Origin of the sequence: Bradyrhizobium sp. SZCCHNR1002 (genome assembly GCF_032381435.1) — a bacterium.
Classification (GTDB): domain Bacteria; phylum Pseudomonadota; class Alphaproteobacteria; order Rhizobiales; family Xanthobacteraceae; genus Bradyrhizobium; species Bradyrhizobium aeschynomenes.
Genome location: NZ_JAUHIS010000001.1, coordinates 2,330,053 through 2,355,803 on the forward strand (window position 1 = coordinate 2,330,053; position 25,751 = coordinate 2,355,803).

Below are 25,751 nucleotides of genomic sequence, written 5' to 3' on the forward strand. Positions count from 1 at the left end.
TGTCTCCCTCTCTCGGCGTGCCCACAGCACCACCTGTTCCTAAAATCCCGACGATCTACCCCGCTTGACATGCATCAATGCCGTCGGCTCAAATCGTTGAGCGAAATCAAGCCTCAGCTTGCGGTCGGTTCTACAATGAATTTGAGAACAGGACAAAGCATGGCTATCGACCCTGCGATCATCAGGAACGAGCTGGACGTCCTAGGGCAAGAGCTCCGGCAGCTGTTGCGTGACGCTGGCGCACGTCATACCGACTCCAACGCTCAACCGAGTTCTGAGCCGGTCGCGGCGGCCATCGACGTTCTGAGTGCCGCCCTCAATGAGGCCGACGTCGAGGTCGAACGGCTGATTCGGGCTCGCCCGATCATGGCCACCGCTGCAGCGTTTGCGATCGGCATGAATGTTGGCCTCCTACTGCGGAGATCTTAAGTGGATACCGAGAACGTCGTTAAACATTTACGTCTTCTCTGGCGGACTGACAGGGTCATCGCCGACATCAGGCTTAGGCACCTGCTCGTCGGGCTAGGCCTGCGAGCCTTCGCCGCGTTGATTGCCGTCTTCGGTCTTCTGATGCTCGAACTGGCAGCCTACTTGGCGCTGGTGCAGATCACATCAGCGGTAGTAGCAGCCGCATCACTCGGGGCATGCAATTTTGTCATCGCGGCAATTCTGCTGGCGGTTGCGGCCCGTGCACCGTCAGGCCGCGAACTCGAGCTCGCCAGCGAAATCCATTCCTCGTCCATGGATGCACTCCAGCTTGAGGCACGATCGTTGCAATCGGACATCTCGAGCGTCATCAATCATCCTCTGAACAGGCTTATTCCACTCCTCATTGTCCCTCTTGTGACGTTCATCATCAAGACTCTGCGCTCCCACGGACCAGCGGAAGGCGAAACCGCAAGTTCATCGACCAGTGATGCCCATCCGATTTGAATGGACTTCCGCCAAATTAGGCGATCTAGAGTCTTAGCTTGACGTTGCAGAGGTCGCGCTCGGTCGGATCGGTCTTGACCTCGAAACCGAGATTCCTACACATCTCAAGCATGACGATATTCTCCTGCAGGACGTCCCCAGAGATCATCTTGAGGCCCTCCGCCTTGGCATACTCGATGATCAACTGCATCAACGCCCAGCCGAGGCCTCGTCCTTTGAGATCCGACCGCAACAGGATCGCGTACTCTCCGCTCTCATAGACCGAATCGGAGTGGATTCTCACGACGCCGACCAGCTCGTTGGTCGATTCGTCCAGAGCGACGAACGCCATTGCGCGCGCATAGTCCAGCTGAGTCAAACGCGCGATGAACTCATGCGAGAATTCCTTCATCGGCGCGAAGAAGCGCAGGCGAAGGTCCTCAGCCGTGACATGCTTGAGGAACTCATGAATGACCGGCTCATCCTCGGGCCGGATCGGTCGCGCGAAGATGCGCCAGCCATCCTTGACCTGAAGATGCCGCTCCCATTGGCTCGGATAGGGACGGACGGCAAAATTCGAGGGGCCCGATCCCTTGAATTTCGGCGGAACCCTACCGACCGCAACGCGCGCATCGACCGCCAAGACGCCGCTTTCGTCCGCGAGTAATGGATTAATGTCGAGCTCGCGAATTTCGGGAAGGTCTGCTGCGAGCTGTGCAAGCTTGACAAGGACCATCGCGACGGCGTCGGCCTTGACCGCTGGGACATCGCGATAGGCTCGCAGCAATCGCGAGACACGCGTCCGTTCAATAAGGTTGCGCGCAAGATGGAGATCGAGTGGCGGGAGACCAAGCGCCTTGTCGTTGATGATCTCGACCGCGGTGCCGCCCCGGCCAAACACGATAACGGTACCGAACGTCGGATCGTCAGCGACGCCCATGATCAGCTCGCGGGCCTTGGCCCGGACGACCATGGCTTGCACGATCACTCCGGAAATCCGTGCATCGGGTCGAACGGCCTTGGCGCGCGCCATGATCTCGTTCGCGGCGTTGCGCACGGCTTCCGCCGTGGTCAGATTGAGAACGACGCCACCGACGTCGGATTTATGAACGATGTCCCTCGACAGGATCTTGAGGACGACCGTTGCGCCCTGCGCGAACAACTGTTCTGCATAGCCGACCGCCTCGTCGACTGAGGCCGCCGCAAACGTCGGCACCATTGCGATATCGTAAGCTTCCAGCAGTCGGCTGATTTCCACCGGATCGAGCCAGGTTCGCCCGTCCGCCAGTGCGGTCCCGACGATCTTGCGAGCGATCTCGACGTCAGGCGCAAAGGAGCTCGGCATGGCCGGCGGGACCGCCGCGAGCGACTCGACCACTTCCCGATGACGGACGAGATGCATGAACCCTCGAACAGCGTCATCCTCCGTCGGATAGTTCGGAATGCCAGCGCCGCTCAACGTCTCGATGACCTGCTGCTCCGCACCGACCCAAGCCGCCAGCACCGGCTTGGCCCAGCGACGATGCTGCTTTCGATACGCACCGATGAAATGCGTAACAGCAGTCGCGATATCGCTTGCAGATGCAATTGCGGTCTGAACGTTCATGACCAGAATTGCATCGTTGGCCTGGTCGGCGAGCAGCGTTTCAAGCGATTGCGTATAGCGGGCGGCGTCCGCATCACCGACGATGTCGACCGGATTTGATCCCGACCAGGTTGGCGGTAGAACCGCGTCCAGCTTGTCGTGCACGGCCGGCGAGAGCGTTGCCGCGACGCCTCCGAGCTCAACCAGCCGATCCACCGCAAGCACACCGATGCCTCCACCATTCGTGAGAATAGCGAGCCTCTTGCCCGTGGGCGATTCCACCCGGCCCAGTGTCTCGGCGCAATCGAACAGCTCACGCAGATCAGAGACCCGCAGGACGCCGGCACGGCGGAAGGCAGCATCATAGACCGCATCCGCTCCCGCCAGCGCACCCGTGTGCGTCGCCGCGGCCTTTGCACCGACGGCACCACGCCCCGACTTCACGACCACGACCGGCTTGACCCTGGCCGCCGCCCGCGCCGCCGACATGAACTTTCGCGCGTCCTTGACCGCTTCGATGTAGAGCAGGATTGCGCGAGTGCCACCGTCCAGCGCAAAATGATCCAGGAGGTCTGCGAGATCGACATCCAGTTGGTCGCCGATCGAGACGATGCCAGAAAATCCGACGTCGCGCTGCGCGGCCCAATCGACCATTCCCGCCGCGATCGCACCCGACTGGGAAATGAGCGCCAGACTGCCCGCAACCGGCATATGAGCGGAAAAGCTGGCATTGAGCTTGATCGTGGGCATCATGATGCCCAGACAATTCGGCCCGATCAGGCGCATGCCGTACTTTTGCGCAGCCTGTTCGGCTTGATCGGCCAGCGAGCCCGCTCCGTGTCCGAGGCCCGAGGTGATGATCAGCGCGCCGGCGCTGCCGATGGCGCCTGCGCGATCAATCAGATCAGGAATCGTACCAGGCGGCGTCGTGATCACCACCAGCTCGGGCACGAACGGCAGCTCACCGAGGTTGCCCACTGCCGGGATACCGGATATCGCCGGATAGCGTGAATTGACCAGACCGAGCTTGCCCTCGAACCGCGCCTTGATGACATTTTCGAGAATGGCGCGTCCGACCGAATTCTGTCGTGGACTGCCGCCAACGAGGGCGATGGAGCGAGGCAACAGCAGGTTCCGCAATCGATAGGTCGACATTTCGATATCCAGATCTCGCGTGCGCAAGGCGCGCTGTTCCTCAGGCGTGCATCTTAGTTTCAATCCGCTGCGGGTCTAGCGCGACTTATCATCCCAGCGCGGGAAATGTGGCGGCTCGGCTCGTGGAAACCAGCCTTCTCCTCGCGCCGCCACATCTGTTAGGCTGTTGAGCGCGTCGAGCACCTTGACCGACATCAATGGATGCGGCCCCGGATGACCTATGCCCTGAGCGCAACGTGCCCCAGGAGGCTCTCGATGCAAGCGATGGTGTTGCACAAGGCAAGAGCGCCCCTCCAGCTCGAGACGCTCGCCGATCCCGAGCCGGGACCGGGTGAAATTCGCATTCGGGTAAGTGCGTGCGGGGTCTGTCGCACCGATCTGCATCTCTACGACGGAGAACTACCAGACATCCCTTATCCGATCATTCCTGGCCACGAGATCGTCGGCTATGTCGACCGGATCGGTGGCGATGTGGCAGCCCATCAGCTCGGGGCGCGGGTCGGCATTCCCTGGCTCGGACATACATGCGGGCATTGCGGGTTCTGCATAAGGGGAGCGGAAAATCTCTGCGACACGCCAGCCTTTACCGGCTACACTCGCGATGGCGGCTATGCCACTCACGCGGTCGTAGACGCCGACTATGCATTCCCGCTCGACGGCCTGGGCGACGACATTGCGACTGCGCCTCTCCTGTGCGCAGGTCTGATCGGTTGGCGGTCGCTGGTCATGGCCGGTGACGCAGAGCGGCTCGGCATCTACGGGTTCGGAGCGGCCGGTCACATCGTCGCACAAGTTGCTCGGTGGCAAGGTCGCCAGATCTACGCCTTTACACGCGGAGATGATCGAGCTGCGCAAGATCTCGCACTTCAACTCGGCGCGAGCTGGGCCGGTGCATCGGATCAGCGTCCCGATGTCGCCCTGGACGCAGCGATCATCTACGCCCCTGCCGGCGAGCTTATTCCGGCTGCACTGCGTGTTGTCCGAAAGGGCGGCCGTGTCGTCTGCGGTGGAATCCACATGAGCGACGTTCCAAGCTTCCCCTATTCTCTTCTTTGGGGCGAACGCCAGATCATGTCCGTGGCCAATCTGACGCGACAGGATGGCCACGATTTTCTGCGCGTTGCGCGAGAGGCTCAGATCCGTACCCACACGACGCCGTATCCGCTATCCGACGCGAACGCCGTCCTTGCCCGCTTGAGACGAGGCGAGATGACCGGCGCAGCCGTTCTTGTCCCCGGCGCCTGAACTCTGAGATATGACAGCAAAGACCTATGGCGCCATCATCCGATCAGGCTCTCGTATTGGCCTTCTTGGGCGACCCTCATCGTCATCCAGACGTTCGCCGGATCGACACGCACGCCGCTTCCGTCTTCTTGTTCGGCGAGCACGCGCTGAAAATCAAGCGATCCATCCGGCTCCCTTTCCTCGACTATTCGACGCTTGCGCAACGACAGGCAGCATGCACGAAGGAACTGGAGATCAATCGTCCATTTGCCCCGAACATCTACCTGAGGGTTGTCGCCATCACCAAAGCGGCAGATGGGTCACTCCATATCAATGGATCTGGCACCCCGATAGAATATGCCGTCGAGATGCGTCGCTTCGATGACAGCCGGACGCTCGATCACCTCGCCGCCCAGCGTCACTTGAATACGGATCTCGCTGAGCTTCTGGCCGAGACAATCTCCGCCTCGCACACCGTTGCAGCTCAGGTCTTCTCCAGTGCATGGCCGGCGTCGATCCCGCATTGGATCGACGCATTTGTTGCCGCCTTTCGAAGCAGCAATCGATTTGTCACAGCCGAGATTGAGGAACTCAGCACGCTTTGCTGCGCGGCCTTCTCACGCCTCAGTCCGCTTCTCGCAGAACGCGCGGAACACGGTTATGTCCGACGCTGTCACGGCGATCTTCATCTTGCCAACATCGTCATGATTGACGACAAGCCCGTGCTGTTTGATGCCATCGAGTTCGATGACCGGATTGCAACGATCGACATCCTCTATGATCTTGCATTTCCGGTGATGGATTTGATGCACTTCGAGCAAAGGAATGCAGCCAATCATCTCCTGAACCACTATCGGACCGTCGCACCGACCGGGCAGCCCGATGGCTTGGCTGCCTTGCCGCTGTTCATGGCGATCCGGGCAGCGATCCGCGCCCAAGTCTTTCTTGCGAAGCTCGACCGAGAGAGTGCCGGCCAAACGAGCCCGGCTGCTTCGCCGACATTCGATGTGGCCCAAAGCTACTTCGAGCTGGCGCGTGAGTTGATTCAGCAGCCTGCTCCCATGATGATCGCCGTTGGCGGCCTGTCGGGAAGTGGAAAATCTGCGTTGGCGCGAGCGCTGGCTCCATTTTGCGTTCCGCGGCCCGGAGCGGTCGTTCTGCGCAGCGACGTGCTGCGTAAGAAGCTGTTTGGCGTCGGGCCAACCGATCGGCTGCCTCCAGAAGCCTACACACCAGAAGCGAGCGCGAGAGTTTATCAAGAGCTGCTGAAGCAAGCCCATCTCGTGTTGACTCAGGGGTTCACCGTCATCGTCGATGCCGTATTTGCCCGTCCGAATGAACGCGAGGAGATCCATGCACTGGCAAAGCGGCTGAAACTGCCATTTGCCGGGCTCTTCCTCGTTGCCGACCTGCGCATCCGGCAGGAACGGATTCAGCGAAGAGTCCACGATGCGTCCGACGCGACCATCGTCGTTGCCGAAGAGCAGGAGCGTTATGACCTCGGCGCGATGGATTGGCTGCATGTGGATGCGTCGGGAGCGCCAGACGCGACATTGGAGCGCAGTCTGTCACTGCTGGGGATCAAGACATGAACTCGATCGAAGCGGCCTTCCGCGGCACTCCGGCAGTACCCGTCACGTATGGACGTAGCTACCCGGAGCGATCCCGAGATCGGCGGAGTGATCCGTTCCAAGCCGTGGCGGCGGGCCAAGCGTCCCTGACTGCTGCTCGAGCCAGGTGACCCATGTCGGCCACCATGATCCCTCGATCCGCGGGGAGCTGCCCTGCCATTCGTCGGGTCCGAGGTATGGCGCGTCGGCAGCCTTGGTGCGCACCTGATGCGAATGTCCGGGCTCGTCGGGCGGCGCAACGATGCCGGCATTGTGACCACCGCTCGCCAGCACGAAGGTGACGTCGGCGTCGACTTCGTAGTGCACCTTGTATGTCGACTTCCACGGCGCGACGTGATCGCGCATCGTCCCGACCACGAACATCGGCGTGTGAATGTCGGACAGGGAGACCGGCCGCCCCTCGACCTCATAGCGGCCTTCGGCCAGATCGTTGTTGAGGAACAGCTTACGCAGGTACTCGGAATGCATCCGATATGGCAGCCGTGTCGCGTCGGCGTTCCACGCCATCAGATCGCTCGCATGGGCACGCTCGCCGAGCAGATAATCGCGCGAGACCCGCGACCAGATCAGATCGTTCGATCGCAGCAGTTGGAACGCGCCGGCCATCTGTGTCGTGTCGAGATAGCCGCGCTCCCACATCATGTCTTCAAGGAAGGCAATCTGGCTCTCGTTGATGAAGAGCGTAAGCTCTCCCGCTTCCGTGAAATCGGTCTGGGCAGCGAACAGCGTGACCGTCCTGAGACGATCGTCACCGTCTCGCGCCATGGCCGCAGCGGTGATCGAGAGCAGCGTCCCCCCAAGGCAATAGCCCGCGGCATGAATCCGGGTGTTGGGAACGATCCGCCCGATCTCGTCCAGGGCCGCCATGACGCCGAGCGATCGGTAATCGTCGAAAGCAATATCGCGATCCTCGGCTCCCGGATTCCGCCAAGAGATCATGAACACGGTGAAGCCCTGATCGGTGAGATACCTGACCAGCGAATTATGCCGCGACAGATCGAGGATGTAGTATTTCATGATCCAGGCCGGAACGACCAGGATCGGTTCGGGCCGGACCTTGTCGGTCGTCGGAGCGTATTGAATCAGCTCCATCAACCGATTGCGCAGCACGATCTTGCCCGGCGCAGTCGCGACCGTTTTTCCGACGACGAACTCGGCGCTGTCGGATGTCCTTCCGGGTTGCAAGACCTGCATGAGGTCGGCGAGCCAGTTCTGCCAGCCGAAAACGAGGTTCTCACCGCCGCTTTGAAACGTCTTTTCCACGACCTCCGGATTGGTCGCCGCATAGTTCGACGGCGCGAACACATCGAGCAGTTGACGCAGAGAAAAGTCGACGATGGCCTCGTTGGCAGGGTCCACGCCACGAACGCCGGTCGTAGCCTTGTGCCACCAATCTTCCCCCAGCAGGAACGCCTGGGCGAACAGATTGAACGGCTGAGTGGTCCATTGAGGCTTGGAGAAGCGATGATCGTTGGCCTGGGGTTTGATCAGGTCCCACGGACCGCGATTGGGGTCGGCAAAATGCAGGGAGCGCTCTGCGAGCCGTCTTGCAGCATGCCAAGCGCCGTGGGCGATCTCAATCTGACGCTGTGGTGCAGCCGCCAGATGACACGCCCAGTCGAGATAGGCCATCGACAGAGCAGCCGGCGAAATCCCACCCGTCAGGCGAGACAGCACAGCGCTGAACGCCTTGTCCAGCTCGTGATCCTCGCGCCGAAACTCCTTGGAGTTCGCGTCGCCCCCCTGGGAGACCAGCTTTCCGCCGGATGCGACGAGAACGTCGGCCGGTGCCGGCGATACAATCTCTTCACCGGCAACAATGTCGGTCGGGGCTTTGTCGGTCGTTCCGTTGCGCTTCCGCCGATCGGCACGCGGCGCACCCACCTTGTTCAGTTTCGCCACCGTTGCCCCATGAGATTTACGCTGGCATCAATCAGGCGCTGTCCGTGCTTGAACAGCCGATCGCAGTCCCGCCTGACAAAGTCGATCTGGTGACGGCCACATTCCTGGACCATCGTCTGAATTCCCTTGACGGAATGCACACCGGCCAGCTTCGAGACGAACTCGGCCAGCAAATGCGTTTCCGTTCGCGCACGATCCAGCGCCTCATTGCTGGCGAAGAGAATCTCCTCCAAGATTATCTGCTGGGAGCCAACGAGCAGCTCGAGCGCGTGCTTGTTGGAAAGCGCGACGCGTTCGGATAGCTCGGCCGTTTCCTCGGCCATGGCATGCGCAGAGAGCTCGGACATGGGCACGTCTCCTCTCGCTGGATGGACGTGTCTCTTAGCCCGACAGTCACATGGGAACCTTGAGCTGCATCAATGACGAAGCAAACTCCGCTTTGACCTGGGTCAAGTCGCGACTTGGCCGGCGGATTACCTTTCGGCAGCCTTCGACATTGGAGTTCGCCATGCGCGCCCATCAGATCATGACCCGCCCTGTAATTACCGTCACTCCGGACACGTCGATCGTGGACGCGGCCAACATCATGTTGCAACGGCATGTCAGCGGCCTGCCGGTGGTCGATACGGGCGGCAAGCTGGTAGGCGTCGTCTCGGAAGGAGACTTCATCCGGCGGACGGAAATCGGCACCGGTCGCAAGCGCGGCCGCTGGCTGCGCTTCATTCTGGGACCCGGGAAATCGGCTGCCGACTTCGTCCATGAGCACGGACGCAAAGTGTCGGAGGTCATGACCAAGTCCCCCCTGACGATCACCGAAGACGCCGCATTGGCGGAGATCGTCGAGCTCATGGAGAAGAACCACGTCAAGCGATTGCCGGTGGTCAAGGGTGACCAGGTGGTCGGCATCGTGTCACGGGCGAACTTGCTGCAGGCGGTCGCCACGCTGGGCCGCCAGGTCCCGGATCCGACGGCGGACGACGATCACATCCGCAATCGGGTCATCGACGCCCTCGACAAGAACGACTGGTGTCCGTTCGGGCTTTCGGTCATCGTCAAGGACGGCATCGTTCATTTGAGCGGCGTCATCACGGAGGAGCGCTCGCGGCAGGCCGCTATCGTCGCCACAGAGAACGTCGCCGGCGTCAAGAAGGTCCATGATCACCTGTGCTGGGTCGACACCATGTCCGGCATGTATCTCAATTCGCCGGAAGACGAGGACATGGCCAAGGCCAGCTGATGTCACCGATCATCTGGGAGCTGGCACGCAGCTCGGCTGGCACTGGCCAAGGGCGGTCAGACCTCTAAGCGCGCATGGTCGGATCGACCGGTCCAAAGGCGCCGACCCGGCGGAGGGCTTCGATCTCATCATCGGAGAGTTCCAGCCTTTCGCGCAGCACAGCGACGGTATGCTCGCCGAGCCGCGGTGCCGCGCGCGGTTCGACAGTCGGTGTCAGCTGCATGGCGATGGACGGCTCGATGTTCGGTATCGAGCCCGCCGTCGGATGGGGAATGCGACAGACGCGGTCGCGCGCCCGGACCTCAGCCGCGTCGAATGCCTGCTCAACGTTCCGTACGCGCCCCACGGGGACTCCGGCCTGGTTCATGCGGGAAATCCATACGTCCATCCGCTCAGAGGCAAGCATCTCGGCAAGAATGCTGCGCAGTTGGACCCGGTTGGTCCATCTCGCCTTTCGCGAATTGAATCGGGGATCGGTCAGAAGATCCGGACGCGCAAGGACGTCCGTCACCAGCCGCTGATAAAGTCGATCATTGGCGCAGGCGACGTAGAGCGGACCATCCGACGCTTCGAAGACGCCGACCGTCGGCGAATCGTTGGGCGAGTTGCCGGTGCGCGAGGGATTCTTCCCGTTCATCAAGAAAGCCATCCCGGAGAACCCGGTCATTGACAGCGCAATGTCGAACAGAGCCACCTCGACATGCTGCCCGCGGCCGAGCCGCTGCCGGGCTGCAAGCGCCAGCAGGATGGCGTTGCAGGCGGACATGCCAGTCGCCAGGTCGATGATCGGCGGCCCGGTCCGGACCGGCGGACTGTCGGCAAAACCATTGAGCGACATGAAGCCACTCTCGGCCTGGGTGATCGGATCGAATCCCGATCGCCACGCAAACGGGCCGGTGCGGCCATAGGCCGAGATCGAGCAATAGATCAGCCCGGGATTGGTGCTCGAGACCGCAGGATAGTCCAGACCGTATTTCTCCATCACGGCCGATGAGAAATTCTCCACCACCACATCAGCCTTGTCGATCAGCGCGCGTGCAACGTCCCTGGCCTGCGGGATCGCGAGGTCCAGCACCATGCCTCGCTTGTTGCGGTTGAGACTGAGGAAGGCGGCACTTTCGCCGCCGAGCTCGGCGTGCTCGTAAGAACGGGTATCGTCTCCTGTGACCGGTTGCTCGATCTTGATGACGTCGGCACCGAAGTCGCCGAGCGTTTGCGTGCATGCCGGTCCTGCCACCACGCGCGTGAAGTCGATGACGCGCACCCCCGCCAGCGCGGCCGGCGCATCGGCCGACCGCGGCTTACGATCTGGCAGCGCCACGACAGGCGGCATTCCAGAGCCCTTCCCCGTTCCGTCAATCGTCTGATGCGATCTTGGCGTTCGCGCCCCGGCGCCGATTCCTCCCACGTCAGGACAAGAGAGAGTTAGCCTAATCACATCGGCAAAAAAAGCCCACGTCCGGGTTGCCCGGCGGCTCTCCCTGCTGCGACGCAACGAAGCCCTTCAAGAGCTCACCGCCCGATCATCTTGCGCCAATAGAGCGAGTTCCCCCATGCCCAAGGGCGATCGGGTTGAAACAATACATAGCCGCGGCGAATGAAGTTGTTTGCAGAGGCGATGTTGCTCGTCGTATCCGACACGATGCAGTACAGACCGGAGCGTCGCGCGTGCTGCTCGATCGCACGCATCATGCGGCGTTGAAGGCCGTGTCCGCAGATTTCCCGGACAACGCCAACTCTGGAAAGATAACCGATTCCGACGCCCATCACCGACGGTATGATTCCAGCGAATGCAACGGGCTGATCGAGCTCGGTCGTGACCCACCAGTTTCCGACCTCGAAATCGGGCAAAGGCGCCCGATCGAGGAAGGTACGCATGTGGAGATCCTTCAGCGTCTCGAGGATGTCAGGCTCGCCGGCGTCGACCTCGCTGATGCGAAAGCGGCGTGCTCGCCGCGGGATTTCGCTCGGCACGACATCACCTGCCCAGCACGACTTTGATGCCGAGCCACACCGCGCCGACCAGTCCGGTTGCGATGACGGTGATGACGGCCTTGAATGTATAGCTCTGCGCCTGCTCGACGCTCTTGCGCCAGCGCCGCAAGTGCTGAAAATCGGCTCGCATTTCGGTGATGGTTTTTGACATGGGTCGTTCCCGGAACTGACTTCAATGCAACGTGGTGGTCCTCATCAGATCGCGTCGACGAACGCCATCATCACGAGACCGATCAGGGCGAGCGAGATCAAACAGGCGGTCATCTCTCTCCCCCTGCGTTCGAAAAGAAGCGCGGCAGATCGCTGCCAACGGCGCGATCGTTTCGGGCGCGAACCCTATCCCCCGGCTCATGCGAGGGGCCGCAGCAGGCGTAGCGACCGACGCCGCGCCCGCGGACCGGCCGGTTCGCGCCGGCCGGCCAATATTGATGCATCTGAGCACGCTGCGTCGCGCGCCATCGGCCCCTCGGCTCGATGGCAAAGGCCTGCAGCCGCCACGCGCGGGCGCCACATCCGGCGATTTCGGAAAATTCGATGATGGCACTATGCCGGTGATTTGCCCGACGTGTCAAATCCGATCGAAAGATGACCGTCATACGCGCCACCCGGCGCGGATGCGGCGGGCTCAACAAAAAGCCCGCGACCGAGGATTCGGTGCGGGCTCTACGATTTTTCGATGGTGCCAAAATGCGCCTGATTTGCCCGACGTGTCAAGCGCAACGATTTGCTGCGATCGTCAGCGGTCTTCGGCCTCAAAGCCCGCTCGTCGGCGTCAGGCACGATGAGCTCGTCGTCTGATGCGATCAGTCCTTGATCGCATAGAGTGGCGTCCTCACGGTCAGCTGATAGACCGGCTTCGGCGCCCAGGCGATCTGCGCGGTGATGCCGAACAGGCGGTTGTCGTCGTCGTCCATGCGATCGAGATCGAGCCTGAGCAGCGGTTGCGTGTAGGACGCAACCGGCGTGGCGGCGAGCAGCTGCGCGCCGCCGAACGACTGAATGCCGGCGCGCGCAGAAACCTTCCAGTTGTTGTCCCACTGATAGAAGCCGCCGACATAGCCGGCCGTCGTGCTCCCGACGCGCGCAAGAACCGAGTCGACCTCGACGTGGGTGTATTGAACGCCCGCGAGCCAGCCTCGCATCTCATCCGGGTCGAGCGCATATTTCGCTTCCACGACGGTATTGAACGAGGTGGTCGCCAATGGCGAGTCCGGTACCGCACGCGTCAGCGTCGATTGCAACGTCAAGGTGGGAAATATGCCGCCGCTCTGCTGATAGACATCAGCCTGGAAGCCGAGGAACCAGCTCGTGACGGCGACGTCGGACCAGCCCGACAGCCCGTTATAGGACGTGCTGCCGGTGAAGCCGCCATAGAGCGAGAGCGCCTCGCCGAGATCGACCGTCAGCGGAACGTCGACCCCGACTCCCTGGTTGGTGGGCGCCGACAGAAGCGGGCGTCCCGGCGCGGTCGGACGGTCGAGCAGCTGACGCAGGGTCGCGATCTGCGACAGGGTTCCGAACAGAGAGGAATCGCCGAGTCCGGTCGACAGCGCCCCGCCCGGCACATAGGCATAGTTCGTGCGGAAATCGATGTAGACGTTGGCGAGACCTGACGGCGGCGAATCCGGCTCATCGTCCTTTGCGAACGCGCCGCCGCTGACGACCAGCGCCGCGCCGACGACAACAGCATGGACCCTCCGCAGCGCCCAGCTGCCGCCATGCACCAATTCCTCGCACGCCATTCCGACGTCCCCCATCGGCCAAAACTACTCCGGGACAAAGTCCGGCTTCAAGCGCGGGATGAGCAAACACGGCGATCAATGGGGGACAGTGGCCCTGCGGCTTCACTCGGAGGGCATCGATCTGGCAGCGCCTCGCGAGGCCATGACCTGACGCAGCACGCGCGACAGCTCGTCCACCGAATAGGGTTTGTGGATCAGGCTGAAGCCGTGGCGGTCGCCGTCGGCCAGCACGTCGCTATATCCGCTGTTGAGCACGATCGGAATCGTGGGAAGCCGCCGGCGGATCTCCTGGCCGAGGGTGACGCCGTCCATTCCCGGCATGACGACGTCGCTGAGCACGAGGTCGAAGCCGTCGGGATTGTCATCGATCATCCTGAGCGCGTCGAGGCCGCTGCGCGCCAGGGCAGTCCGGTAGCCGAGGTCTTCGAGCAGCTGCGTCGAGAACTCGCCGATCTCGGGGTTGTCCTCGACCACTAGAACGTTCCAGCGTGCAGCGAGCACCTCGGGACCATGCTCGCTCCGCTCGCGCGGTCCCAGCGGCTTGGAGGTGAGCGGAAGCAGCAAGGTCAGCGTGGTGCCCTTGCCGAGCTCGCTGTCGGCGAGCACCCGCCCGCCGGACTGATGGACGAAGCCGTAGACCTGCGACAGGCCGAGACCGGTGCCGCGCCCGACGCCCTTGGTGGTGAAGAACGGTTCGAAGATGCGATCAATCTGATCGGCAGCGATGCCGCATCCGGTGTCACTGACGGCCACCGATATGAATTGCTGCGAGCCGACCGGGCCGTCCTGTTGAACGCGGTCCCCGCGAATGGTCAGGACACCCCGGCCATTCATCGCGTCGCGCGCATTGGCAACGAGGTTCACGAGCGCCGTCTCGAACTGATTGACGTCGACGTCGACCGGCAGCGGCCGCGAGCGCGGGTCGAGCTCGATGACCGCCGGCGCGCCGAGCACGGTCTGCAGCATGTCCTCGATCTGCTCGATGTGCCCGGCCGCATCAAACACCTGGCGCTCCATCGGCGTGCGGCGAGCGAAGGCGAGCAGTTGCCCCGTCAGCTTGGCCGCCCGGTCAGCCGTGTCCGAGATCGCATCCACATAGCGGCGCATGCGCTCCGGGGACAACTGGCGACGGCGCAGCAGATCGGCCGATGACCTGATCACGGTCAGCAGATTGTTGAAGTCGTGCGCGACGCCACCGGTGAGCTGGCCGATCGCCTCCATCTTCTGTGCCTGGCGGAATGCCTCCTCCGCCTTGCGACGCTCGGTCAGCTCCACCGCCTCGGGCACGATGGCGACGACCTGCCCGGTCTCGTCCCGCACCGGCCGCATCTGGAAATCAAACCATCGCCAGCCGCCGACCGGGAGATCGAGTTGAAGCTCCCGTCGGGCCTCGTCGCCGCGGGCCACTGCATCGATCAAAGATCTGATCACCTCGGGCATGCCCGGTGTGCCCGCAAACCACGGCGTCTCCCAGAACGGCAGCCCAGCGACATCGTGCAGCGGCGCGGCGATCGCCTCTAGCAACGTCGCATTGGCGTCGAGCAGCGTACCATCGGACGCCAGCAGCGCCTGGAACGTGTAGCTCGCCTCGAAGATCGTGCGCAGCCGCGCTTCCTTGGCCTGCAGCTCCGCGGTGCGCTCCGAGACCTGCGCCTCGAGCCGCTCGTTCAGCTCGCGCAGCGTGGTCTCCGCCTCGCGCCTGACACGCGCGAGGTCGATGTTGGCGCGCACCCGGGCCAGCAGCTCGCGCGCGCTGAACGGCTTGCTGAGATAATCGCTGGCCCCCGCATCGAGCCCCTCGACCTTCGCCTCTTCCCCGGCTCGCGCCGACAGCATGACCACGGGAATGTCGCGCAGCTGCGCGTCACTGCGCAGCGCCTTCAAGAGGCCAAAGCCGTCGAGCCCCGGCATCATCACGTCAGTCAGGACCAGGTCAGGGCGGCGCCGGCGTGTGGCATCGAGAGCGGCACGGCCGTCCGCGACGGCCTCCACCTCGTAGTCTTCGCCAAGCAGGCGCCGCACATAGTCGCGCATGTCGGGATTGTCGTCGGCCAGCACCACGCGATCGCGACGGGCCGTCGCGGCACGGACACCAAGATCGTCGGCCGAGGATGGGTGCGGAAGATCGATCGAAGCATCGCCATTGAGCCAGCCCAGGGCCTCGTCGATATAGGCTTGCGCACGCCTGTTCGTGACGGACTGGGATTGCGAGAGGCCGAGCTGGGCGGCCGGCAGATGCGCCGCCCCCAGCGGAATGCGGAGCGAGAACACCGAGCCGCGGCCGAGCTCGCTCTCGGCCGTGATGTCGCCGCCATGGAGCTTCACCAGCTCCTGCACCAGAGCCAGGCCGATGCCACTGCCTTCGAAGGACCGGCCGCGCGCTCCCTCGATGCGGCGAAACCGCTCGAACAGATGCGGCAGCTCGCCGGGCGGAATGCCGGTGCCGGTATCGCAAACCCGGAGCTCGGCTTGACGGCGATCAGCGGACACGCCGATCGACACGGCGATCTCACCCTCGAAGGTGAACTTGAAGGCATTGGAGATCAGGTTGAGGACGATCTTCTCCCACATGTCGCGGTCGACATAGACCGGCTCGGGAAGAGCGGTCGCATCGATGCGGAGCCGGAGGCCGGCACGATCGGTTGCCGAGCGGAAGGTGGAGACGAGTTCCTCGGTGAAGGCCACGAGATCCACCGGCTCGAAGTTCGCCGTCATGCGCCCGGCCTCGATCCGCGAGAAGTCGAGCAGCGTGTTGACCAGCTTCAGCAGCCGGATGCCGTTGCGATGGATCAGACCAAGGACAGATCGTTCTTCGCTACCAATGGATGCCCCGTCGCGGCCGAGGATGTCCTCGAGCGGGCTCAACATCAGCGTCAGAGGAGTACGAAACTCATGGCTGATGTTGGAGAAGAATGTCGTCTTGGCACGATCGACCTCGGCCAGCGCTTCGGCGCGGCGCCGCTCCGCCTCGTAGGCGCCGCCATTGCTGACGGCCGCCGCGATCTGTCCGGCGACGAGGTTCAGGAAGCGCGCATAGCTTTCGTCATAGAGCCGGAATGGGTTGAGCCCTGCGATGACGAAGCCGCCGCGCCCAGCCTCTCCGGACGAGGGAAGCGGCAGCACCACGGCCTGTGTCGGGGGCTGACGCCAGCCTCCGCTTGGAAAGGTCGTGTCGAATCGATGTGGGAGATCGCCGACCAGCACCGCAGCCTGACGATGCAGCGCTTCGCCCAGTGGCCATGTTTCCTCCGCTTGAATCCGCGAGCGCGACTCGACCGCAGGATGGTCGCGATCGATCCCGGTCAAGGCTTCGAGCCGCGCCGTCTCGCCATCCGGCTCGGTCATGTAGATCATCGCGAAAGGAAGATCGCGCGGCCCCCGGGCCAGGGCGCGGGCGCAGCTCGCGCAGGCCTGATCGATGCTGCGCGCCTCGGCCCCCGCATTCGCAAGCTCCCGCAACAGCGACAGCTGACGCTCGCTGATCACTCGCTGCGTATCGTCGGTGTTGGCACAGAAGATGCCGCCGGGTGAGCCGTCGTCGTCGGGAATGGGGCTATAGGAGAACGTGTAGTAGGTCTCCTCGGGAAAGCCGTTGCGCTCCATGATCAGGAGCTGGGCCTCGACATAGGTCCCCTCGTCGCCGCCGCTGGCTTTTGCGAGCAGCGGATCGATGTCCTCCCAGATCTCGTGCCAGACCACGGCGGTCGGACGTCCCAGCGCCCAGGGATGCTTGCCGCCGATAATGGACTTGTAGGCATCGTTGTAGAGATAGATCAGGTCCTTTCCCCACCCGATCCAGATCGGCTGCTGCGACGTGAGCATGATCCGCACGGCCGTCTTCAGACTCTGCGGCCAATGCTCCGGGGGGCCGATCGGCTTACTCTCCCAATCGTGCTTCAGCATCAGAGTGGCGAGCTCGCTCCCGCCAGCAAACAGGCGCTCGCGCTCGGCTGTGCCTGGCTTCTGATCCTGCGCTGATTGCCGATCCGGCAAACGTCCCCCCTGCTCACGAACTCCACCGCGAGCGGCAACGTCGGTATCCGCCTCCGGTTCCAGCGCCCGGAACAAAAAGGAGCCGTTGCGACTTCGAGAGGCATGCGTCGCCGCGCTCACGGGGAACCGCCACGTGACCATGATTGGACAGTCCCAGCCGAACAAACCGAGGAGATCAGCCTGGAGCGTATTCCGGCTGCTGGGTCCCGGCCTCGTGACGGGCGCCGCCGATGACGACCCCTCGGGCATCGCGACCTACTCCCAGGCCGGCGCACAGTTCGGCTACGGGCTGTTGTGGACGGTCTTTCTCACGACGCCTTTCATGATCGCGATTCAGCTGGTCAGCGCCCGCATCGGCCGCGTCACCGGAAAAGGCCTCGCCGCCAACATCACGGCGGTCGCGCCGCGCCCGATCGTGTTCGGACTCGTGGCGCTGCTGGTTGGCGCCAATACCTTCAACATCGCTGCCGACATTGCCGCCATGGCGGAGTCCCTCTCACTGGTCATCGGCGGCCTCAACCACGAGCATGCGCTGATCTTCGCCGCGGCCTCGACATTGCTGCAGGTGTTCCTGCCCTATCGCCGCTACGCGCCGGCGATCAAGGTGCTCACCCTCAGCCTGTTCGCCTACGTGGCGACGGCGCTGATGGTGAAGGTGCCCTGGAGCACGGCGCTGCTCGCCGCAGTGTGGCCGAACCTATCGACGAACGCCGACTATCTGCTGACGGTCGTCGCCGTGCTCGGCACCACGATAAGCCCCTATCTGTTCTTCTGGCAGGCTTCGCAGGAGGTCGAGGAGATGAACCAGGGCCAGGTCGATCGTCCCTTGCGCGAGCTGTCGAAGAAGGACCATCCCGAGCTCAGGCGCATGAGGATCGACACGACGATCGGCATGATCTTCTCCAACGCGATCGCCTTCTTCGTCATCCTGACGACCGCGACCGTCCTGCACGGCAACGGGGTCACCAAGATCGACTCCGCGACGCAGGCGGCCGAGGCCCTGCGGCCGCTGGCCGGGGACTTCACCTTCCTGCTGTTCGCGCTGGGCATCATCGGCACCGGAATGCTGGCGATCCCAGTATTGGCGGGATCGGCGGCCTACGGCGTTGCCGAGATCTTCGGCTGGCACGCGACCCTCGAGGCCAAGCCGGGCGAGGCGGCCGGCTTCTACAGCATCATTGCAGCCGCAACCCTCATCGGCTTCGGGCTGGGCTTTACCGGCATCGATTCGATCCACATGCTGGTGTGGAGCGCCGTGCTCAACGGCATCGCCGCCGTCCCGATCATGGCAATGATGATGGTCATCGTCTCCAATGCGGACCTGATGGGCCGCTTCCGCGGCCGGTCCTGGCTCATCGCCCTGGGTTGGATCGGCACCGCGATCATGGCGATCGCGGTCCTGGCGCTGCTGTGGTCATTCGTCACAGGACGCGCTTGAGCGACCACCGCGACCTCCCGTCGCCGGCAACGCAGTTGCACAACGTCATTGGTGCAACGCGAAACGCAAACTGTGTTAACAGTCCGGTCCCGCCATCCGGCCGCGATTGATCCCGATCAACGCAGGCGCGCTCCGGATTGGCGCACGAACAGAGGACCTCGGAGACTGCCTTGACCCAACCGCAACGCATGAGCGCACCGACGCTGCCCACTTTTTCCCCCCGCGGACTCGCTCTGCTGCGGGATCCCTTGCTCAACAAGGGGACCGGCTTCACCGAGCAGGAGCGCGATGCGCTGGGCCTGCGCGGCTTCCTGCCCGCGGGCGTGATGTCGATGCAGGCCCAGGCCGAGCGGATCCTGGTCAATCTTCGCAGCCTGTCCAACGATCTCGAGAAGTACGTCGCGCTCAACGCGCTGCATGACCGCAACGAGGCGCTATTCTTCCGGGTGGTCTGCGACAACATCGACGAGATCCAGCCGCTGATCTACACGCCGACCGTCGGTCTCGCCTGTCAGAAATACGGCCTGATCTTCCAGCGCCCGCGCGGCCTGTTCATCTCGGCCAATGATCGCGGCCGGATTGCCGAGATCCTGTCCAACTGGCCTTACCGTGCCAAGCTGATCGTCGTCACCGACGGCGAGCGTATCCTCGGCCTCGGCGATCTCGGCGCCAACGGAATGGGCATTCCGGTCGGCAAGCTGTCGCTGTACTCGGCCTGCGCGGGCATTCATCCCGAGGAATGCCTCCCGGTCATGCTCGACGTCGGCACCAACAACGAGGAGCTGCTGAACGACCCGTACTACATTGGACTGCGCCAGAAGCGCCTCGGCGGCGACGCCTATGATTCATTTGTCGATGAGTTCATGACGGCGGCCCGCGCCGCCTTCCCCGGCGTGCTGATTCAGTTCGAGGACTTCGCCAACCACGCGGCCTTCAAGCTGCTTCACAAATATCGCGACGACGCTTGCGTCTTCAACGACGACATCCAGGGCACGGCAGCCGTGGCGCTGGCAGGCCTGTTCTCGGCCTTGCGTATCACCGGCGGCAAGCTGGCCGACCAGACCGTGCTGTTCCTCGGCGCCGGCGAGGCCGCGACTGGCATCGCCGACCTCGTCGTGTCCGCCATGATGGCCGAGGGGCTGTCGGAAGCCGAGGCGTTGCGACGCAACTGGCTGACGGATTCGCGCGGTCTCGTCATCAAGGGACGCGAGAACCTGCACGGCCATAAGCTGCGTTATGCGCACGACCAGGCACCGATCGTAGACTTCCTGACCGCGATCAAGACGCTCAAGCCGACGGCGATCGTCGGCGTGGCGGCGGTGGGAGGCGCGTTCACGCCGGAGGTGCTGCAGGCCATGGCGGAGCTGAACGAGCGCCCGATCATCTTCGCGCTCTCCAACCCGACCTCGAAGGCCGAATGTTCGGCGGAGGCGGCCTATCGCTACACCCAGGGCCGCGCGCTGTTCGCCTGCGGCAGCCCCTACGATCCGGTCAAGCTCGACGGCAAGACCTTCGTGCCGCGCCAGGGCAACAACTCCTACATCTTCCCCGGCGTCGGCCTCGGCGCCATCGCCAGCGGCGCGCGGCTGGTGACGGACGAGATGTTCATGGCCGCGGCCCACACGCTGGCGAACTGCGTCACCGGCGCCGATCTCGAGCAGGGCAGCCTTTACCCCGCCCTGCCGCGCATCCGCGAAGTGTCGGCCCATATCGGTGCGGCGGTCGCCGGTGTGGCCTATCAGAACGGACTCGCCACGGGGCCCGCGCCGAACGACCTGCTCGGCTTCGTGGAGTCGAAGATGTACGACGCGCGCTACTGATCGCCGGCTTGCGGATGCCTCGGCCGTTCACGAGGCATCTGCGGTTGCGAAGACCCGTTCCTTCGAAGAGCTATTGATCAGGCACGATCGCGTTGCTCGGGGTCGGCCGATCGATGATCTGCTGGCCGAACAGGCTCGCAATCAGCTCGACCGCCACGCGCGCGGTCCTGCCGCGCTCGTCGAGAAACGGGTTGAGCTCGACGATGTCGACGGAGCGCACCAGACCGGAATCGTGCAGCAGCTCCATGATGAGATGAGCCTCGCGGTAGGTCGCGCCGCCAGGCACGGTGGTGCCGACGCCCGGCGCCACGTCGGGATCGAGGAAGTCGACGTCGAAACTGACATGCAGGAGACCGTCGCGTGACCGGACCTTGTCGAGCACGCGCCGCATCAGCACGCCGACACCGAACTCGTCGATGGCGCGCATGTCGGCAATGCTGATGCGCCGCAGCCGCAAGAGCTCCTTCTCAGCCTTGTCGATCGAGCGGATACCGAACAGCTCGAGCTGCTCGGGAGTGATGCTGGCCCGCGTCTCATCGCCGAGCAGGCCATCGAGGCCAGGCTCACCGCAGAGGAAGGCGGCGGACATGCCGTGCATATTGGCGGTAATGGTCGTCGCCGGCGTGTTGTAGTCGGCATGCGCGTCGAGCCAGAGCACGAATAGTTCCCGCCCCTGCTCGCGGCAATGGCGCGCGATCCCGTTCACCGATCCCATGGACAGCGAATGGTCGCCGCCGAGGAACACCGGGACCGCACCGGTCTGCGCCAATTCATGGCTGCGGCGCGCCAGCACCTGGGACCAGCGCTGGATTTGACGATAGTGCTTGGCCTTTGCAGGAGGCGCGTCGCCGAGATCCCGCACATCGCTGATGTCGACATCGCCGTAGTCGGTGACGTCGAGCCCGAGGGTCTCGAGCACGGTGATGAGACCCGCCGTGCGCAAGGCAGCCGGCCCCATCAGCGTGCCGCGCACGGACGCGCCGAGATCGATCGGCGCGCCGAGAACGGCGATGCGCTGCGGCGGTGCTGTATCCGATGAGGCCAAGACGGGATCCTTTCATGCTCGTCCGAAGCATAGCCGCTGCGGAGCTCGAATGACGCACCTGCGCACGACGATACACCGGTTTCGAGACCTGCAACCATGACGACGGAACCAAACGCGTCAGCCGGCATTTGATCGAACGTCTGCGGCGTGCCGAGTGCGTTGCGCCGAGGATGACGTCTCAATGCGACCGATCAGCGTCGAGAAGGTAACGGCAGTGAGCAACGAAACGTTCGAAACATCTCCGCAGCCCGGCGTCGCCGAACGCGCCCTCGATACGGCGACCGACATGTCGCGCTCGCTGGGCGAGATGGTGGGGACCCTGAGTGCCGCCGCCGATCGGCTGAGCGAGGCAGCGAAGGAGGCGCGGCGACCCGGAACCGCCCTCTCGACCCTCGCCGCGATCACCCGCGAGGCCCCGCTTGCCAGCCTGTTCGTCGCCTTCCTGTTTGGCGTCGCCGTCGCACGCCGGGGCTGACGGTGATCAGAACAGCCGAGGCCCCCGCCGGTCGAGCTGTGATTCCCATGTCAGCAGCGTTGCGGCGCCAATCATGATCGCAATGCCGGCGACGCTGATCGCCAGCTGCATGGCAAAGCCAGCAAAGACGTCGGTCAGCAGGACCTGGCCGATGAACGCCAGGAGCACGCCGAGACAATACATCGAGAGCGAATTCTCGCCGCATCTGATCATCGCCGTCGTCAATGGGCGGATCGGGCCGCGCCACTGCGGCGGCGCCAGCCGCGAGACCACGAGAGCGAGCGCGAGAAAGTGCAACAGCCGCACCGGCGCCAGATGGCTCTTGTAGATCGGATAGATCAGGCCCGTGACGGCCGACGGGATCAGACCTTCCAGACTCTTGAACTCCCAGCTCAGCGCCATGAACAGGCTGAAGGCGAGATAGCCGAGCGCTACGATCAAGATCGTGCGCGAGCTCAGCACCGGGCGCAGGCGCGCGGCGCCGCCATGGGCGTACCAGGCGCCGATGACGAACAGGAGCTGCCAGGCGAACGGATTGAAATACAATTCGCCGCTCGGCCACGCGGGCACCTGCCAGCTGAACAGCTGCACCATCATGTAGAGCAGGACCGACAGCAGGAGCGTCAGGGTCGCGCTCGTCATCACCATCCAGAGAATGAGCGGGAAGCAGATGTGCAGGATCGCGAAGGTCAGCAGGATGTCGGTGTTGACGGGCGCGAACTGCAGCAGCGCCACATGGAGCAGTGTCGGACCGGGCTCACGAAAGAAGAAGCCCGTGTTGGTCTCGTCGACGAAGCGCGTGCCGCCGCCGACGAACCAGACCAGCGCCGCATAGGCCAGCAACAGCACCAGGAACGCCGCGTAGATCTCCCAGGCGCGCCGCAGCGCGCGCACGATCGTCGTCGCCCAGCCCTGCTTTGGCAGCGCTCCGCCGTAGGCAAGCATGCACGTGTAACCGGAGATGAAGACGAACACCTCGGAGGTGTCGCTGAAGCCGTAGTTGCGCAACGTCAGCCAGGCGAGCGAATTGTCGGGCACGTGATCGACGAAGATGAACCACAGCGCCAGACCGCGGCACGCATCGAGCCGCAGGTCGCGACGCCCGTCGCCGATTTCGCCTGCGCCATCGGTCTCCGCCAGCTTTCGATCACCGGCCATCAACACCAGCCTCGTCTCGTGAGCGGGCCTGCGCTGTGAGAAGGCCCGCGTGATCTCAGAAGTCCGCAGGCAGCCGATTGGAACCCTGGAGGTTGCCCGCGAGACGATCCGGTCTTGTTTCAGATTCCATGCGCGATGTCTGTAAACCGAACAGACGCTGTGGACGTTGTTCCCTGCGACAGATTGCACGGAAACCGCGTGCGCCCGGGAACATTGTCGGCATGGTGGTGTTAACCAATTTACCTTCGCACATCTGGCAATTGTTCCAGTCCCGTAGTTGCCCGGATTGATTGTAGGTTGGTTAGACGTTGACTTGCAGTGGAAGTGTTAAAGGGGGGTTCCGTGATCCACCGAGGTGTCCAATATACGGTCGTGGCGACTGCTGAACCGGACATTTGGGAATGGCGGTACGAGTTCGGCGACCAAGTCAAAACCGGACGAACCCAGACGAGGCTTGCCGCCCTCGCCGCACGGCGCGTGAAGTCGAAGATCGACGCTGCGCTCCGAGCCACCCAGACGGCCTCCGTCACTGCGGCCAATGTCGCTGATCGGCTGGATCTGGCGAAGACCACGTCGCACGGCCTGACCTGAGGCGTCTCCGTCGCGACGCGCTGCACTCTCGGATCCATCGGCTGATCCGTGACCTCTCTCCGTTGAGACAGATCAAGGTGTCGGCCGCGCGATCCGTCATGGTCGAGCAATGGAAAACCTCGTTTTTCGCTGCTCCCACACGGGATCGAACGTGCAGATCGGTTTGACGGTGCCACCGTTTGCCGAGCAAGACGATGCTTACGAAGCGGTGTCATGCCCGGCATGCGGGCGCCTGCATCTCGTCAACAAGCGCACCGGAAGAACGCTGAGCGACAGGGAGGGCTCGATATGTCCTACGTTGCAGACCAGCTGACCGCCGTCCCTGCGCCCGGCTCGTCTCTCCTGCGCCGGATCAGCGCCTTCTTGAAGGCAATCGTCAGCAAGATCGACCTCCCCGACTTTCCGAGGTCATGCTGCAGCTGAGCGCGGCAAGCCTTGCGCCCTCCGCCGGCTCGTCCCGCACGATGGATGGGACGAGGATCGTTCTTCATGCCAAGATGTTCCCCTCGCGGGTAGCCGTCGCGTCAGCGGCCGGCGTCATGCTCGCCCCCACCATCGAATTGATCGGAGTGACCGGATGCGCCCCTTGGTGATCAGAGTTCTGGCAGTTGCGGCAGCGACCGCGGCGTCGACATCGGCGTGGGCCGCCGATGCGGACCATGGCGCCGATCTCGCCCGGCGCTGGTGCGCGTCGTGCCACCTCATCGAGGGGACTCAGAAGCAGGCCAGCGCCGACGTTCCGTCGTTCGCGCAAATCGCGCAGAAGGCGGATTTCACTCCCGAGAAGGTCGCGTTCTTCCTGCTCGACCCACATCCGAAGATGCCCAGCTTCCCGCTCAACCGGCTGGAGGCAGCGGACATCGCGGCCTATATCGGCTCGCTGCGCAAATAGGGAGAAGGCCCGCCGGCGGCCGAACGGCCGCCGATCTCGCATGGTCGCGCCGCACGGTTCAACTCGCGACGAGGACCATGACGAGGAGGACCATGACGAGGCCTTGGCTCTTGAGAGTTGGCTCTTGAGAGTTGGCTCTTGAGCGTTGGCCTCTCAGGACTTGTCCTCTTAAGATTTCGGCTCTGCGGCCTTGCTTGCGGCGGACATGATGCCTGCGGTAATCGTCTTCATGTGCTCGCCGGCATTGGTGAACTGGCTGCGCAGGAACTCCGATTGAATCCGCATCGCCTCCTCGAGCTCGGTCGCATGAACCAGCTTTCGCGCATGCTCGAAGGCGGTCTTGATATTCTGTTCGGTGAGGGTGAGCGCCTGCTTCGACATGTCGGCAGCCGGTCCCGGGACTGTGCCGATCGACTTGCCGGCCGCGTCGAAGAACATCTCGAATGCCCTTTCCGCCTGCGCGATGGTCTTTTCCGCAAGGTCGCGCAGCTCGGCGGGCACTTCCAGTTTGGTTTGGGTCATCGTTTACATCCTCCACGACAACTCCAACTACCACATCCGGGCGCCTTCGTCCCCGGGCAAATGCACGCGACGGCCGCGCACGCGGAGCCCGTCAGGATGCGTCCATGCGCTCACGCGCGATCTGAAGCGAATATTCGATTGCGGCGAGGTGCCGATCGAAGATGCGCCTCGCTCTCTCCTCCGTCACGAGGTCCGAGAGCTCTCGCGCATGTTGCAAAGCAAGATCGAGCAAGATGACCGTCTTCCTGACATCATCGCGGACGAGCGGCCGGGCCGCGTCGAGCGGGCCGGAGCCTGCGACCGCAGCGACAGCCTGCTGGTGGACCGCCACGAAGGCCGCCGGGGACGCGACCCTCCGTGCACGAAACGGAATGATGTTGGACATCGACTCTCTCCGCTGCATTTCGCAACGACGGATCTGATTCAATTTTTCA

The 25,751-nt window shown here is 63.4% G+C and carries 21 protein-coding genes; 9 read left to right on the forward strand and 12 right to left on the reverse strand.

What is annotated here, in order from left to right; translation table 11 throughout:
- The first annotated feature begins 159 nt into the window (after nucleotides 1–159).
- Nucleotides 160–429 carry a hypothetical protein gene (locus QX108_RS10310; RefSeq protein ID WP_315781667.1) on the forward strand — a complete coding sequence of 90 codons (270 nt, stop codon included), beginning with the start codon at nucleotides 160–162 and terminating at the stop codon, nucleotides 427–429.
- The gene (locus QX108_RS10315) at nucleotides 430–933 is read left to right on the forward strand and encodes a phage holin family protein (RefSeq protein ID WP_315781669.1); all 504 of its coding nucleotides are present in this window, start codon (nucleotides 430–432) and stop codon (nucleotides 931–933) included.
- Nucleotides 934–958: 25 nt separating this feature from the next.
- On the opposite strand, the gene QX108_RS10320 is transcribed toward QX108_RS10315, so the two are convergent.
- Nucleotides 959–3,652, reverse strand: a complete 2,694-nt coding sequence (locus QX108_RS10320; RefSeq protein ID WP_315781672.1) for a bifunctional acetate--CoA ligase family protein/GNAT family N-acetyltransferase — start codon at nucleotides 3,650–3,652, stop codon at nucleotides 959–961.
- A 255-nt stretch (nucleotides 3,653–3,907) separates the two neighbouring features.
- Here QX108_RS10320 and QX108_RS10325 point away from each other — a divergent pair, with 255 nt between their 5' ends.
- Entirely contained in the window at nucleotides 3,908–4,897 is a 990-nt protein-coding gene (locus QX108_RS10325; RefSeq protein WP_315721235.1) for a zinc-dependent alcohol dehydrogenase family protein, read from the forward strand.
- 26 nt (nucleotides 4,898–4,923) lie between these two features.
- Nucleotides 4,924–6,468 carry an AAA family ATPase gene (locus QX108_RS10330; protein ID WP_315781675.1) on the forward strand — a complete coding sequence of 515 codons (1,545 nt, stop codon included), beginning with the start codon at nucleotides 4,924–4,926 and terminating at the stop codon, nucleotides 6,466–6,468.
- A gap of 42 nt (nucleotides 6,469–6,510) precedes the next feature.
- Here the strand turns inward: QX108_RS10330 and QX108_RS10335 are convergent, their stop codons facing one another.
- Both QX108_RS10335 and QX108_RS10340 read right to left on the reverse strand, forming a co-directional pair.
- Nucleotides 6,511–8,262: a PHA/PHB synthase family protein gene (locus QX108_RS10335; RefSeq protein ID WP_315782242.1), complete on the reverse strand. Its 1,752-nt coding sequence runs from the start codon at nucleotides 8,260–8,262 to the stop codon at nucleotides 6,511–6,513.
- A 134-nt stretch (nucleotides 8,263–8,396) separates the two neighbouring features.
- Nucleotides 8,397–8,756: a hypothetical protein gene (locus QX108_RS10340; protein WP_315721237.1), complete on the reverse strand. Its 360-nt coding sequence runs from the start codon at nucleotides 8,754–8,756 to the stop codon at nucleotides 8,397–8,399.
- Nucleotides 8,757–8,917: 161 nt separating this feature from the next.
- Here QX108_RS10340 and QX108_RS10345 point away from each other — a divergent pair, with 161 nt between their 5' ends.
- On the forward strand, nucleotides 8,918–9,646 hold the full coding sequence (locus QX108_RS10345) for a CBS domain-containing protein (protein WP_172112627.1): 729 nt from the start codon (nucleotides 8,918–8,920) through the stop codon (nucleotides 9,644–9,646).
- Nucleotides 9,647–9,710: 64 nt separating this feature from the next.
- On the opposite strand, the gene QX108_RS10350 is transcribed toward QX108_RS10345, so the two are convergent.
- The 5 genes from QX108_RS10350 to QX108_RS10370 all read right to left on the reverse strand — a co-directional run bounded on the left by QX108_RS10350 (nucleotide 9,711) and on the right by QX108_RS10370 (nucleotide 17,376).
- Entirely contained in the window at nucleotides 9,711–10,979 is a 1,269-nt protein-coding gene (locus QX108_RS10350) for a CoA transferase (RefSeq protein ID WP_315782243.1), read from the reverse strand.
- A 179-nt stretch (nucleotides 10,980–11,158) separates the two neighbouring features.
- Nucleotides 11,159–11,620 carry a GNAT family N-acetyltransferase gene (locus QX108_RS10355; protein WP_315781678.1) on the reverse strand — a complete coding sequence of 154 codons (462 nt, stop codon included), beginning with the start codon at nucleotides 11,618–11,620 and terminating at the stop codon, nucleotides 11,159–11,161.
- 4 nt (nucleotides 11,621–11,624) lie between these two features.
- Nucleotides 11,625–11,792 carry a hypothetical protein gene (locus tag QX108_RS10360; RefSeq protein ID WP_315782282.1) on the reverse strand — a complete coding sequence of 56 codons (168 nt, stop codon included), beginning with the start codon at nucleotides 11,790–11,792 and terminating at the stop codon, nucleotides 11,625–11,627.
- A 652-nt stretch (nucleotides 11,793–12,444) separates the two neighbouring features.
- A complete protein-coding gene (locus tag QX108_RS10365) occupies nucleotides 12,445–13,383 on the reverse strand; it encodes a hypothetical protein (protein WP_315782245.1) in 939 nt (312 codons plus the stop codon).
- Between the two features lie 102 nt (nucleotides 13,384–13,485).
- Nucleotides 13,486–17,376, reverse strand: a complete 3,891-nt coding sequence (locus tag QX108_RS10370; RefSeq protein ID WP_315781681.1) for an ATP-binding protein — start codon at nucleotides 17,374–17,376, stop codon at nucleotides 13,486–13,488.
- A gap of 139 nt (nucleotides 17,377–17,515) precedes the next feature.
- On the opposite strand from QX108_RS10370, the gene QX108_RS10375 reads away from it, so the two are divergent.
- Nucleotides 17,516–18,814 carry an NRAMP family divalent metal transporter gene (locus QX108_RS10375; RefSeq protein ID WP_409998504.1) on the forward strand — a complete coding sequence of 433 codons (1,299 nt, stop codon included), beginning with the start codon at nucleotides 17,516–17,518 and terminating at the stop codon, nucleotides 18,812–18,814.
- 188 nt (nucleotides 18,815–19,002) lie between these two features.
- On the forward strand, nucleotides 19,003–20,634 hold the full coding sequence (locus QX108_RS10380; RefSeq protein ID WP_315782247.1) for an NAD-dependent malic enzyme: 1,632 nt from the start codon (nucleotides 19,003–19,005) through the stop codon (nucleotides 20,632–20,634).
- A 70-nt stretch (nucleotides 20,635–20,704) separates the two neighbouring features.
- On the opposite strand, the gene rocF is transcribed toward QX108_RS10380, so the two are convergent.
- Nucleotides 20,705–21,679 (reverse strand): arginase, encoded by a 975-nt coding sequence (gene rocF / locus QX108_RS10385; RefSeq protein ID WP_315781685.1) that lies wholly within the window; start codon nucleotides 21,677–21,679, stop codon nucleotides 20,705–20,707.
- Nucleotides 21,680–21,893: 214 nt separating this feature from the next.
- Here rocF and QX108_RS10390 point away from each other — a divergent pair, with 214 nt between their 5' ends.
- Nucleotides 21,894–22,154, forward strand: a complete 261-nt coding sequence (locus QX108_RS10390) for a hypothetical protein (RefSeq protein ID WP_315726310.1) — start codon at nucleotides 21,894–21,896, stop codon at nucleotides 22,152–22,154.
- Between the two features lie 6 nt (nucleotides 22,155–22,160).
- Here QX108_RS10390 and QX108_RS10395 read toward each other — a convergent pair whose 3' ends face one another.
- On the reverse strand, nucleotides 22,161–23,312 hold the full coding sequence (locus tag QX108_RS10395; RefSeq protein ID WP_315781687.1) for an OpgC domain-containing protein: 1,152 nt from the start codon (nucleotides 23,310–23,312) through the stop codon (nucleotides 22,161–22,163).
- Between the two features lie 1,168 nt (nucleotides 23,313–24,480).
- Between QX108_RS10395 and QX108_RS10400 the strand changes: the two genes are divergently transcribed.
- Nucleotides 24,481–24,795 (forward strand): c-type cytochrome, encoded by a 315-nt coding sequence (locus QX108_RS10400; protein WP_315721250.1) that lies wholly within the window; start codon nucleotides 24,481–24,483, stop codon nucleotides 24,793–24,795.
- 168 nt (nucleotides 24,796–24,963) lie between these two features.
- On the opposite strand, the gene QX108_RS10405 is transcribed toward QX108_RS10400, so the two are convergent.
- Nucleotides 24,964–25,317 (reverse strand): phasin, encoded by a 354-nt coding sequence (locus tag QX108_RS10405; RefSeq protein WP_172112587.1) that lies wholly within the window; start codon nucleotides 25,315–25,317, stop codon nucleotides 24,964–24,966.
- 91 nt (nucleotides 25,318–25,408) lie between these two features.
- Nucleotides 25,409–25,744 carry a hypothetical protein gene (locus QX108_RS10410; RefSeq protein WP_315781690.1) on the reverse strand — a complete coding sequence of 112 codons (336 nt, stop codon included), beginning with the start codon at nucleotides 25,742–25,744 and terminating at the stop codon, nucleotides 25,409–25,411.
- Nucleotides 25,745–25,751 lie beyond the last annotated feature (7 nt).